Genomic DNA, 12085 nt, shown 5'->3' with positions numbered 1-12085 from the left:
CATCATTGTTGAGCCATTGCCGGTTCTGCCGAAAGCACCGCCGCGGCGCGTTCGGGACGGCGCGGTAAAAACGATACAATCCAGGCCACCAGCGAGGTGAGCGAGCGGAAAATAACCTTCACCGACGGCGGCGAGAACTCCGCCAGGTGACGATATCCACGGAACCCCAGCTTGAGGATATCCAGCAGGCTTTCCATCGGCTTATCTTCCGGGAAGCTATCCTGCCAAAGCGCCCACGTATCAGCGCGGGCAAACGTACACTGCACAAAATCAATATGTTGCTGGTTTGTCAGCGGCAGCAATTGCAGACCGACTTCGCCGCCGTTCACCCGCGCGACGCGTACCGGGAAGTCATATTCTTGCTGTCCGCGTTTGAGCAGCAGATTCACGTGTTGCCCTTCCAGTACCCGCGCTTCACCGTGAATTTTTACCCCCAGGCCGCCGTCCGAGTAGTCATGAACGGTACAGGAGAACAGGTGGCCATCCGGGCGGGCAATCGCCGCCGGCATCGACATCTCTACGCGGTGCGAACGCCGCACCTGTTTGCTCTCCACCGACACCGCCACGGCGCCGCCGAGGATGATTAAGTTATAAAACACCCAGATGATACTGACCCAGACGGTCAAAATTTCGTTCTCGGGCCCGTACATAAAGCGCCAGATGCCGACCGCCACGCCCACCAGATTGAGCAACACCAGATAAATATAGGGGCGGGAGATAACCCAATCGACATACTCATCCTTCACCAGTCCGCCTTTGGCGGTGACGTTAAACTTGCCTTTATGCGGGTTAATCAGCGCGACGAAGGTCGGCGGCGCGATATACCAGGCCAACACCGTTTCGTAGATTTCACTCCAGAAAGAGTGGCGGTACTTGCCCTGGATCTTCGAGTTGGTCAGGCTGGCATGAATCATATGCGGCAGCACGAACAAGGCGATCATCAGCGCCGGCGCATAGATGATATAGGCGTGCAGTAGCAGGAAGGCCAGCGGCGCGGTGAGGAAGATAAGCCGCGGTATACCGGACAAAAAGTGCAACATCGCGTTGACGTAGCAGATACGCTGCGCCAGCTTCAACCCTTTACCGAATAAGGGGTTATCGAGACGGAAAATCTGCACCATCCCGCGCGCCCAGCGAATACGCTGGCCGATATGCGCCGACAAACTTTCCGTCGCCAGCCCCGCCGCCTGCGGGATGCGCATATAGGCGGAGGTATGGCCACGACGATGCAGGCGCAGTGAAGTGTGAGCATCCTCGGTGACCGTTTCAACGGCGATACCGCCGATTTCATCCAGCGGGCCGCGGCGAATTACCGCGCAGGAACCGCAGAAAAAGGTCGCATCCCACATGTCGTTGCCGTCCTGCACCAGGCCGTAAAACAGCGTCCCTTCATTTGGCGTTTTACGAAAACGGCCCAGGTTGCGTTCGAACGGATCCGGCGAGAAAAAGTGGTGCGGCGTCTGCATCATCGCCAGCTTTTTATCCTTCAGGAACCAGCCCATGGTCATCTGCAGAAACGAGCGGGTCGGCACGTGGTCACAGTCGAAAATAGAGACGAACTCGCCTTTCGCATACTTCAGCGCATTGTTGATATTGCCGGCCTTGGCATGTTCGTGACTGGTACGCGCGATGTAATGTACGCCGACATCTTTTGCGAACTGGCGAAACTCTTCGCGCCCGCCGTCATCAAGGATCCAGATATTGAGCTTATCCTTCGGCCAGTCGATACCCTGAGAAGCGTAGATGGTATTTTTTACTACGCTGAGATCTTCGTTGTAGGTCGGGACGAAGATATCCACCGTCGGCCATTCGTTCATATCTTCCGGTAGCGGCACCGGCTGGCGATTCAGCGGCCACACCACCTGGAAATAGCCCAGTACCAGCACAATCCAGGCGTAGGTTTCGGCAAACAGCAAAATCAGCCCGCACACCAGACTGACCGGATCGTTCCAGTTCAGCGTGGAGGTATAGCGCCACCAGATATAGCGACAAGAAACGGTCAATGACAACACGATCAACATCAGGGCGGAGAAACGCCCCGGAATACGCCGCACCAGCAGCGCGACGCCCCACAGTAACAGCAGGAAGATAAACTGCGACAGCGGGTTAAACGGCTGGGTGATACACAACAGCGCCAGAATCAGCGAGAAGAAGGTAATGGTGCCAAGCACCAGCCGCCGCAGCTGCGGATGCAGATGTTCAAGCTCTTTCTGTTTATCGAGGTGGCCGGTACGGGTGTTGACCTTCTCCGGTAATTTTTCCAGCCACTGCGCGTAGCGCCCGTGAACCCCTTCCAGCGCCGCCAGCGAGCGCCAGTTAATTTTTTTATCCGCTTCCGGCACCCGGGTCGCCAGCAGCCAGAGCGACTGCAGCAAATAGCGCAGCGGATCTAACGGGCGTGGGCGATGCGGATTAATATGCGGAAAATAGTCGCCATGGTGTTCGCGAATAGCTTGCCAGCGCGGCGTCTCAAGCGGCATGAATGCCCACGCCAGCGACGCCCACAGACAACCGAGAAAAGCCGAAAGCACCGACGCGCCATGCTGACGATAGTCATCATAACGTTCGCTCAAGCGCTCGCCCACCGGCGGCGCCAGCAGCAACGTACTCAGGCGGATCATGCCGCCCCCTCTCTGGCATAGTGCAGCAGGCACCAGTTGGCCAGCGTCAGCACCTCTTCCGCCGCCAGCGAATCCTGGCGATATTCGCCAAGCGGCTGTTTCGCCGCCAGACACTCCGCCATCGCTTCATCGCGGTGAATCGTGACCGGCAAAATACGCCGCTGGCTTTCCAGCCACAGTTGATAGAGATCCTCCTGCAGCTGGCTGCCGACGCGCAGGTCGTTAATCAAAATATCCGCGTTGGCAGGCAGCGCCTGCTGATGCAGACGTATATGGCTGTTGCCGTCGGGGTGCACAACCTGCAGCGCACGATCGCAGATGCTTAGCAATTCGCGGCTAAGCGGAGAGTAGCCTTCCGGAATATCAAGCAGCAGCCAGCGGTGGCTCCCCTGCTGATCGAGCAATTTGATTTGTTCCGCGATGGGTTCCAGGGTCGGGCTCAGTTTATCAACGTGTTCGCGTTCGCCGGGGGTCAGGCGGCCAAACGGCAGAAGATCGATATGCGCGGTGTAGCGCAGTCCGGCGTCGCGCCAGTCGCGACCGTCAATCAACGAGCGCGCCCAGCCGTTGCGATGGTCGAAATCAACGTTGAAAAAAAAGCGCAGCATATTGTCCGGGCTGGCATCGACCACCAGCACCGTTTCGCCGAGCAGCTGTAGCGCCCAGGCCAGTGCGGCGGTAATGGAGGTGGTGCCTACGCCGCCGCGTATGCCTTGTAATCCCAGAATCGCCATCGACGGCTTCCTTACTTTTTCTCTGCTAATTCGGCCAACAGCGGCCAGCGTTGCAACGCCGCGGCGAGCTGTTCGCGGCGGGAAATGTCGTGGTAATCAATATCCGGCAGGGAAAATGCCCGGCTTAATGCCAGGAAATCATTTTGGAAGGTATATCCCAGCGTCGCATCGCCAGGTACCGCAGGGTCTTTTTCCGGCATTTCTCTGTCCATTCGAAAAACACATTATAAAACCAGGAAGTGTAAACCGCTCATCCCTAAAATTACGTGTACATGCTAAAACTGATGTCCTTTAATTTCAATGTTAGGTTTACTCTCACGCTTTCGCTAGTAAACTAATCATTGTAAATAGGGCGCGCGAGGGACATCGTGGATATTGTATATACGTTGGGTATTTCATCGTTATGGGACGAAGTATGCCATATGCCCGTTGGCGGGGTGTGGTGGCTTAATGTCGACCGCTATGCCGACGCCGTCAGCCTGATGAATCAAACGCTGGAAAGCCAGGCTCAGGACAGCAAAGTCGCCGCCATAGTGATGGGAAAAAACCCTAAAGAAGTCATGTCATTAAAAAAAGATCGCGGCCCTAATAAAATCGCATTATTCACCATGCCCGATCGCCCGGAAGGCCTGAAGGAGTTGCACCGCGACCTACTTTGTTCGATGGAACCTGGCAATTATTTATTTATTCTGCTATGTACAGAAAATTCCTGGCAAAATATAAAAACAGAAGAATTACTCCATTGGGTAGAAAAATCGAATCGATGGGCCAAATATCATAACTGCTCTCTTATGATACTTAATTCTGCTAACGATACCGACAAACAACTTTCCCCGTTATTACGCCAGTATCGAGCCCTTTCCGGGCTGGCCAGCATTCGTTATCAGGGCGATAGCCATCTATTTGATATCGCATGGTGGGGCAGTGAGAAAGGTATTAGCGCGCAGCAGCAGTTGGTTATTTTACACGATGATGAGGGCTGGCGACTGGCGCAAAACGAAGAAGCGGTGGTACAGCCGCGCAGCGACGAAAAAATCGTCCTCAGTAATTTGCGCGTGCTGGAAGGGGCCCCCGCGCTTTCCGAATACTGGACGCTGTTCGAAACCAATGATGCCGTGTTTGAAGCCGGTCGTACCGCGCAAGCGGCCACCTTGCTATTTTCCATCACCCAGAACGAACAAATAGAGCAGCTCGGCCGCTATATCCATACCCTGCGTCGCCAGCGCGGCAGCGCCCTAAAAATCGTGGTACGTGAACAAACGCCGAGCCTGCGCGCCACCGATGAACGCTTGCTGCTAAGCAGCGGCGCCAACATGGTGATCCCCTGCAGCGCCGGGCTTTCACGCTGCCTGACGCTCATTGAAAGCGTGCAAAAGCAGAAATTTACTCGCCACGTTCCGGAAGACTTCAATACGCTGCTGACCTGGAGCCGGCCGCTTAAACTTCGCGGCTATCAAAAGTGGGACGCCTTCTGTGAAGCGGTCGGCAATATCATGGCCAACACGCTGCTGCCGCCGGATAGCAAAGGGGTGATGGTGGCGTTACGCCCTGCGCCGGGGCTACGCGTTGAACAGGCATTAACCCTGTGTAAACCCAACCGCATGGGCGATATCGTGACGATCGGCAATAATCGATTAGTGCTGTTCTTATCGTTTTGCCGGGTAAATGACCTCGACACCGCATTAAACCATATCTTCCCATTACCGACCGGAGACATTTTCTCTAACCGTATGATTTGGTTTGAAGACAAGCAAATTTCAGCGGAAATCCTGTTGATGCGGGGCCTCTCCCCGGACAACTGGAACACGCCGCTGCCAATTACCATAGGCAAAAACGAAGCCCTTAACGTTAAGCACGATGGGCGCCAGTGGCGGCGAATCCCGGAACCCTGGCGGCTCTCCACCGACGGAGAACCGCGGTCATGATGTCTATCGCCGATATCATTCAGCTGATCGTATTGTGCGCCCTGCTGTTTTTCCCGCTGGGATATCTAACGCGCCATTATCAGCGACGTATTCGCACGACATTGCGTTTGATGTTCTTTAAACCCCGTTATGTGAAACCAGCCGGCGTGCTGCGCCGGGATAATGCGACCAGGCAGGGCAAACTGAAAAAATGACCAAAGCAAAAACTACCGCTACGCCGCTTCCGCTATGGCAGTACTGGCGCGGCCTGTCTGGCTGGAACTTCTATTTTCTGGTGAAGTTTGCCCTGCTGTGGGCGGGGTACCTGAACTTCCATCCGATGCTTAACCTGGTGTTCCTCGCCTTTCTGCTGGTGCCGATCCCCCGAGAAAAACTGCACCGGGTACGCCACTGGATAGCGATTCCGCTCGGCTTTGCCCTGTTCTGGCATGATACCTGGTTACCGGGTCCGGAAAGCATCATGAGCCAGGGTTCGCAAATTGCCGGTTTCAGTGCCGATTACATCTGGGATCTGATCACCCGCTTTATTAACTGGAATATGGTCGGCGCCTTCTTTGTGCTGCTGGTGCTGTGGCTATTCATCAGCCAGTGGCTACGCGTTACCGTATTTGTTTCGGCTATCATGGTCTGGCTGGTTATCAGCCCGCTGCTGCCCTCCTTCACCTTATGGCCTGCCGGTCAGCCGACCACGGCAGCGGCCACGCCGGCGGCAACAACCGGTGGAACCACAACAGCCGCGGCATCCACCAGCGCTGCCGCCAGCGGCGATATCCCACCGCAGACCGAACCGCCAACCTCGGCTAACCTCAGCAACTGGCTGAAAACTTTCTATGCTGCTGAACAGAAAAGAAAAACGTCATTCCCCGCTCAGCTTCCTGAGGATGCGCAGCCGTTTGATCTGCTGGTGATCAACATCTGTTCCCTGTCATGGTCGGACATCGAGGCTGCCGGGCTGATGGATCACCCGCTGTGGAAACATTTCGATATTGTCTTCAAAAACTTCAACTCCGCGACCTCCTACAGCGGCCCGGCAGCGGTTCGCCTGCTGCGCGCCAGCTGCGGCCAGCTATCTCATAGCAACCTGTATCAGCCATCGGGCAGCGAGTGCTATCTGTTCGAAAATCTGGCGAAACTGGGCTTTACCCAACAGCTGATGCTGGGGCATAACGGCGTATTCGGCGACTTCCTCAAAGAGGTTCGCTCACTCGGCGGCATGCAAAGTCCATTGATGGATCAGAGCGGTTTGCCGGTTATCCTGCAAGGCTTCGACGGATCGCCGGTTTACGACGACCAGGCGACGCTCGATCGCTGGCTACAGTCCACCGAGAAGCTTAACACGCCGCGTACCGCGACCTTCTACAACACGCTGCCGCTGCACGATGGCAACCATTATCCCGGCCAAAGCAAAACGGCAGACTACAAAGCTCGCGCGCAGAAATTCTTTGATGAGCTGGACGCCTTCTTCACCGAACTGGAAAAATCGGGGCGTAAAGTGATGGTGGTGGTGGTGCCGGAACACGGCGCCGCGCTGAAGGGGGATAAGATGCAGGTTTCCGGGCTGCGCGATATCCCAAGCCCATCGATTACCAACGTCCCTGCGGCGGTGAAATTCTTCGGCATGAAGGCGCCGCACCAGGGCGCCGCGGTGGAAATCACACAGCCTTCCAGCTACCTCGCGGTTTCTGAACTGGTGGTGCGCGCCCTGGACGGCAAGATGTTTACCGAGGATAACGTCAACTGGCAGCAGTACACCGCTAACCTGCCGCAGACCGCGGCGGTATCGGAAAACTCCAACGCTATTGTTATTCAGTATCAGGGCAAACCCTACGTGCAACTCAACGGCGGCAGTTGGGTGCCATATCCGCAGTAAATACGAAAAAGGCCGCAGGAGGATTCCTGCGGCCTGTTCGGGCGCAAATTGCCAACGCAGCAGACTCACGCCCGCCGGTCCGTCACTTCTGGTTATGCATCCAGCTGACGATAATACTGACCACAATGCCAGCGATTATCGGCGCCGCCAGATCGTCCCATAAGATCAGACCCAACTGTGTGAGCGTCATAGAGCCGCCTGTATTGCAATGGCAACCGTTCGCGGCTATCTTTAACTTGTCTGGAGTTGTCGATAGCCCTCGTTCAGTTGCCTGGTTAATACCAGCAACGTGCGAGGGTTTTCTCTTTCCAGCAACTTATTTATGCCGCCGGGGTTCAAGCCCCCGCAACATTGCGCCTCACCGGGCGAACCCGGCTTGGCGTCGATTCTACTGCTCCATGTCATCGCCTTCACCACGCCCTTTGGCAATCTGCGAGGCGCATTCCAGCATCCAACCACATTCTGCGTGCCGCCAGGTAAAGACGAAAAAGGCCGCAGGAGAATTCCTGCGGCCTGTTCGGGCGCAAATTGCCAACGCAGCAGACTCACGCCCGCCGGTCCGTCACTTCTGGTTATGCATCCAGCTGACGATAATACTGACCACGATGCCAGCAATTATCGGCGCCGCCAGATCGTCCCATAAGATCAGACCTAACTGTGTGAGCGTCATAGAGCCGCCTGTATTGCAATGGCAACCGTTCGCGGCTATCTTTAACTTGTCTGGAGTTGTCGATAGCCCTCGTTCAGTTGCCTGGTTAACACCAGCAACGTGCGAGGGTTTTCTCTTTCCAGCAACTTATCTATGCCGCCGGGGTTCAAGCCCCCGCAACATTGCGCCTCACCGGGCGAACCCGGCTTGGCGTCGATTCTACTGCTCCGTGTCATCGCCTTCACCCCGCCCTTTGGCAATCTGCGAGGCGCATTCCAGCCATCTCCCGCCGAAATCATCACGCGACAACCCGCCTCCCATCACGCCCGCGCTTTCTCCGGATTCTCATCCTGATCAACGGCAAAGCAGGCCACCAGTTGGCCGCCGTAATCCTTAAGCTGCGGTTGAAGCTGGGTGCATGGGCCAAAGCGTCGGCGGCAACGCGCATTAAAGGCGCAGCCCGACGGCGGATTCAGCGGGCTCGGCAGTTCGCCGGTCAGCTTGATGCGCTCGCGCCGATCGTCCGGGTTCAGTCGCGGCGTCGCCGACAGCAGCGCCTGAGTATACGGATGACGCGGGTTATTAAAGATCTGATCCTTGGTCCCCTTCTCTACGCAGCGGCCAAGATACATCACCATGACTTCATCAGCGATGTGCTCGACGACCGACAGGTCGTGGGAGATAAACACGTAGGACAGCCCTAAATCCTGCTGCAAATCCATCATCAGGTTCAGCACCTGGGCGCGTACCGAAACATCCAGCGCCGAGACCGGCTCATCGGCAATCACCACATCCGGATCCAGCATCAGCCCGCGGGCAATGGCGATACGCTGGCGCTGACCGCCGGAGAACATATGCGGGTAGCGATCGTAATGCTCCGTTTTCAGGCCCACCTTCGCCATCATCGCCAGCGCCTTTTCACGCCGCTGCTCTTTGCTCAGGCTGCTGTTAATCAACAGCGGCTCTTCCAGAATCTGCCCCACTTTTTTACGCGGGTTCAGCGAACCATACGGGTTCTGGAACACAATCTGGATTTTTTGCCGCCGCAGCTTTTGCGCCTGCGGGTCGTGCTTGAGCAGATCCTGCCCCTGATAATACAACTCGCCGCCAGTGGGAATTTCAATCATCGTCAGCAAACGACCCAGCGTCGATTTACCGCAGCCCGACTCCCCCACTACCGCCAGCGTTTTACCGCGCTCAAGAGTAAAGGAGACGCCGTCCAGCGCTTTCACCAGCCGTTCCGGAGCGAACAGCCCCTTCTTCACCGGATAGTGTTTTTTCAGATCAATGGCCTGCAACAGCGGTTGTTGCGTGGCGGCCTTTTGCGTACTCATAATCCAGGCCTCCCGGCATCATCGAGTGGGTAGTGGCATTTTGACTGACGGTCGCCGTCGAGATCCGCAAGCGCGGGCTCTTCGCTCCGGCATTTATCCGTTGCGTAGGGGCAGCGCGGGTTCAGCAGGCAGCCGTTAGGACGATCGTATTTACCCGGCACCACACCCGGTAGCGAGGCCAGACGCGCCTTATCCTGGGCAAACTCCGGCAGCGCCCGCAGCAACGCTTGGGTGTAAGGATGACGCGGCGCGCGGAAGATATCTTTCGCATCACCGGTCTCCACCACCTGACCCGCGTACATGACGATAATTTTATGCGCGGCTTCCGCCACCAGCGCCAGATCGTGAGTAATCAGCACCAGCGCCATATTCTCTTGCTGCTGCAACTCCAGCAGTAGTTCGATAATCTGCGCCTGAATGGTCACATCCAGCGCGGTGGTCGGCTCATCGGCAATCAGCAGTTTTGGCCGGCAGGCGATCGCCATCGCGATCATCACGCGCTGGCTCATCCCACCGGAAAGCTGGTGCGGATAAACGTCCAGCCGCGAGGCCGGGTCAGGAATACCCACCAGGTTCAGCAGGTCGATCGCCCGCTGGCGGCGGGTTTGCTTATTGCCGCCCTGATGGACCTTAATCGCTTCCATAATCTGGTAGCCGACGGTAAAGCACGGGTTGAGGCTGGTCATCGGATCCTGGAAGATCATCGCCACTTCCGCCCCCACCAGCTGGCGCCGCTCTTTTTCCGAAATTCGCTGCAAATCGCGGCCGTTAAATTCCAGTTTGTCCGCCATCACCCGGCCGGGGTAATCAATCAGCCCCATAATCGCCAGCGAGCTCACCGACTTACCGGAACCCGATTCCCCCACGATGCCGACCACTTCGCCCTGCTTCACGCTATAGCTGATGCGGTCTACGGCACGGAACGGCGCATTCTCATCGCCGAAATGCACCGATAACTTATCTACATTTAATAACGCCATCTCGAACCTCTTACTGCTTCAGTTTGGGATCGAGCGCGTCACGCAGACCGTCACCCATCAGGTTAAATGCCAGCACCGTCATCAGGATCGCCACACCCGGGAAGGTCACTACCCACCAGGCGCTTTGCGCGAACTGCAATACGTCGGAAAGCATAGTGCCCCACTCAGGCGTCGGCGGCTGCGCGCCCATACCGAGGAACCCCAGCGCTGCCATGTCGAGAATGGCGTTAGAGAAGCCCAGCGACGCCTGAACAATCAGCGGCGCAAGACAGTTAGGGAGAATATTAACGAACATCTGGCGCATCGCGCCGGCGCCCGCCACGCGGGAAGCGGTAACGTAATCGCGGTGTACTTCCACCAGCACCGCCGCGCGCGTCAGACGCACATAGTGCGGTAGGGCAACGAAGGTGAGCGCCAGCGAAGCATTGACGATTGATGGTCCGAAGATAGCCACCAGCACCAACGCCAGCAGCAGGCTCGGCAGCGCCAGCATGATATCGACCACGCGCATGATGATGGAGTCCACCACCCCGCCGAAATAGCCTGCAACCAGCCCCAGCACCACGCCGAGGATCAGCGACAGCACCACCACCAGACAGCCCACCAGCAGCGACAGGCGCGCGCCGTACATCAGGCGTGAGAGAATATCGCGACCCACATCATCGGTGCCAAGCAGATGCGCCAGGCTGCCGCCATCCTGCCAGAACGGCGGCGCCAGCAGCGAATCACGGAACTGATCCGCCGGGTTATAAGGGGCGAGAAAGTTGGCAAATACCGCGATGATAATCATCACCGCCACGTACACCAACCCGACGACGGCACCCTTATTGCGTTTGAAATAGTGCCAGAACTCCTGCAGCGGGGTCATTGGCACCGGTGCGGCGACAACTTTATTTTCTGTAATTTGTGACATGATGGCCCCTTACTTCTTATGCCGGATACGCGGGTTCACCACGCCATACAGCAGGTCGACCAGCAGGTTGACGAGAATAATCATCGTCGCCACCAGCAGAACCCCGCCCTGCACAACTGGATAATCGCGGCGCTGTAGCGCATCGATAAGCCAGCGGCCTAAACCTGGCCACGAAAAAATGGTTTCGGTTAGAATGGCGCCCGCCAGCAGCGTGCCCACCTGGAGACCAATCACCGTCACCACCGGCAGCATCGCGTTGCGTAGCGCATGGATGACGATCACCCGCATGCGGGTCAACCCCTTAGCGCGTGCGGTACGGATGTAATCCTCGCCAAGCACTTCCAGCATTGATGAGCGGGTCATACGCACGATCACCGCCAGCGGAATCGTACCCAGCACGATGGCGGGTAGGATCATATGCATTAAGGCATCAATAAAGTCGCCCTGCTCGCCCCAGATGGCGGTGTCAATCAGCATAAAACCGGTCAGCGGCAGGGTATCGTCAAGGAATACCGTATCGCTGATACGCCCGGAGACCGGCGTCAGATTCAGCTGTACCGAAACCAGCATAATCAGCATCATGCCCCACCAGAAGATAGGCATCGAGTAGCCGGTCAGCGCCAGACCCACGGCAGTGTGGTCAAAAATGGAGCCGCGTTTTACCGCAGCCAGCACGCCCACCGGAATACCGACGGCGACGGCGAAAATCATCGCGCAGACGCCCAGTTCGAGGGTGGCCTTGAAGCGTGGCACAAACTCTTGCCACACGGGAATTCGGCTTTTCAGCGAGATCCCTAAATCACCGTGCAGTACGCCCCAAATATAATGGGCATATTGCTGCCACAGCGGCTTATCAAGGCCCATTTCGGCCAGCAACTGCGCGTGACGTTCGGGGGAAATACCACGTTCGCCCGCCATAATCATCACCGGATCGCCGGGGATCATATGAACGAAAGCAAAGGTGAGAAGGGTAATACCGATAAATGTCGGGATGACGAGTCCCAAACGTCGGAGAATAAACTGCAACATAACCCGGATTCTCTATAGTGACGCCAGGCC

The 12085-nt window shown here is 56.8% G+C and carries 13 protein-coding genes; 3 read left to right on the top strand and 10 right to left on the bottom strand.

Annotated features, from left to right (window positions below; all coding sequences use genetic code 11):
* Window positions 1-2 precede the first annotated feature (2 nt).
* From bcsA to bcsR, 3 genes are read right to left on the bottom strand one after another with little or no spacing between them, the layout of a single operon-like run.
* Window positions 3-2621 (bottom strand): UDP-forming cellulose synthase catalytic subunit, encoded by a 2619-nt coding sequence (bcsA, locus tag AC2CGP_RS08325; protein WP_063445034.1) that lies wholly within the window; start codon window positions 2619-2621, stop codon window positions 3-5.
* The gene (bcsQ, locus tag AC2CGP_RS08320; RefSeq protein ID WP_045411445.1) at window positions 2618-3355 is read right to left on the bottom strand and encodes a cellulose biosynthesis protein BcsQ; all 738 of its coding nucleotides are present in this window, start codon (window positions 3353-3355) and stop codon (window positions 2618-2620) included. Before bcsQ ends, bcsA begins: the two co-directional genes overlap by 4 nt.
* Window positions 3356-3366: 11 nt before the next feature.
* Window positions 3367-3555: a cellulose biosynthesis protein BcsR gene (gene bcsR, locus AC2CGP_RS08315; protein WP_015369237.1), complete on the bottom strand. Its 189-nt coding sequence runs from the start codon at window positions 3553-3555 to the stop codon at window positions 3367-3369.
* A 168-nt stretch (window positions 3556-3723) separates the two neighbouring features.
* Here bcsR and bcsE point away from each other — a divergent pair, with 168 nt between their 5' ends.
* The 3 genes from bcsE to bcsG are packed head-to-tail and all read left to right on the top strand — an operon-like array spanning window position 3724 to window position 7150.
* A complete protein-coding gene (gene bcsE, locus AC2CGP_RS08310) occupies window positions 3724-5280 on the top strand; it encodes a cellulose biosynthesis protein BcsE (protein WP_045365119.1) in 1557 nt (518 codons plus the stop codon).
* Complete coding sequence (bcsF, locus tag AC2CGP_RS08305) at window positions 5277-5474, top strand: cellulose biosynthesis protein BcsF (protein WP_015369235.1); 198 nt, start codon at window positions 5277-5279, stop codon at window positions 5472-5474. The genes bcsE and bcsF overlap by 4 nt, the downstream gene beginning before the upstream one ends.
* Window positions 5471-7150: a cellulose biosynthesis protein BcsG gene (gene bcsG / locus AC2CGP_RS08300; RefSeq protein WP_213759464.1), complete on the top strand. Its 1680-nt coding sequence runs from the start codon at window positions 5471-5473 to the stop codon at window positions 7148-7150. Before bcsF ends, bcsG begins: the two co-directional genes overlap by 4 nt.
* Window positions 7151-7232: 82 nt before the next feature.
* On the opposite strand, the gene AC2CGP_RS08295 is transcribed toward bcsG, so the two are convergent.
* The 7 genes from AC2CGP_RS08295 to dppB all read right to left on the bottom strand — a co-directional run bounded on the left by AC2CGP_RS08295 (window position 7233) and on the right by dppB (window position 12055).
* Entirely contained in the window at window positions 7233-7340 is a 108-nt protein-coding gene (locus AC2CGP_RS08295; RefSeq protein WP_015703763.1) for a type I toxin-antitoxin system toxin Ldr family protein, read from the bottom strand.
* Between the two features lie 41 nt (window positions 7341-7381).
* Window positions 7382-7699: a hypothetical protein gene (locus tag AC2CGP_RS08290; protein ID WP_213759465.1), complete on the bottom strand. Its 318-nt coding sequence runs from the start codon at window positions 7697-7699 to the stop codon at window positions 7382-7384.
* 13 nt (window positions 7700-7712) lie between these two features.
* Window positions 7713-7820, bottom strand: a complete 108-nt coding sequence (locus AC2CGP_RS08285) for a type I toxin-antitoxin system toxin Ldr family protein (RefSeq protein WP_015703763.1) — start codon at window positions 7818-7820, stop codon at window positions 7713-7715.
* 299 nt (window positions 7821-8119) lie between these two features.
* On the bottom strand, window positions 8120-9133 hold the full coding sequence (gene dppF, locus AC2CGP_RS08280) for a dipeptide ABC transporter ATP-binding subunit DppF (protein ID WP_045411440.1): 1014 nt from the start codon (window positions 9131-9133) through the stop codon (window positions 8120-8122).
* On the bottom strand, window positions 9130-10113 hold the full coding sequence (gene dppD / locus AC2CGP_RS08275) for a dipeptide ABC transporter ATP-binding protein (protein ID WP_015369232.1): 984 nt from the start codon (window positions 10111-10113) through the stop codon (window positions 9130-9132). The genes dppF and dppD overlap by 4 nt, the downstream gene beginning before the upstream one ends.
* Before the next feature lie 10 nt (window positions 10114-10123).
* On the bottom strand, window positions 10124-11026 hold the full coding sequence (gene dppC, locus AC2CGP_RS08270; protein WP_117026043.1) for a dipeptide ABC transporter permease DppC: 903 nt from the start codon (window positions 11024-11026) through the stop codon (window positions 10124-10126).
* A gap of 9 nt (window positions 11027-11035) precedes the next feature.
* Window positions 11036-12055, bottom strand: a complete 1020-nt coding sequence (dppB, locus tag AC2CGP_RS08265) for a dipeptide ABC transporter permease DppB (RefSeq protein ID WP_002921786.1) — start codon at window positions 12053-12055, stop codon at window positions 11036-11038.
* Window positions 12056-12085: the final 30 nt, after the last annotated feature.

The sequence above is a fragment of the Klebsiella sp. SYXHC3 genome, from assembly GCF_057196925.1.
The sequence above is the reverse complement of the archived record's forward strand: the minus strand, read 5'-3'. Positions and strand labels throughout refer to the sequence as shown.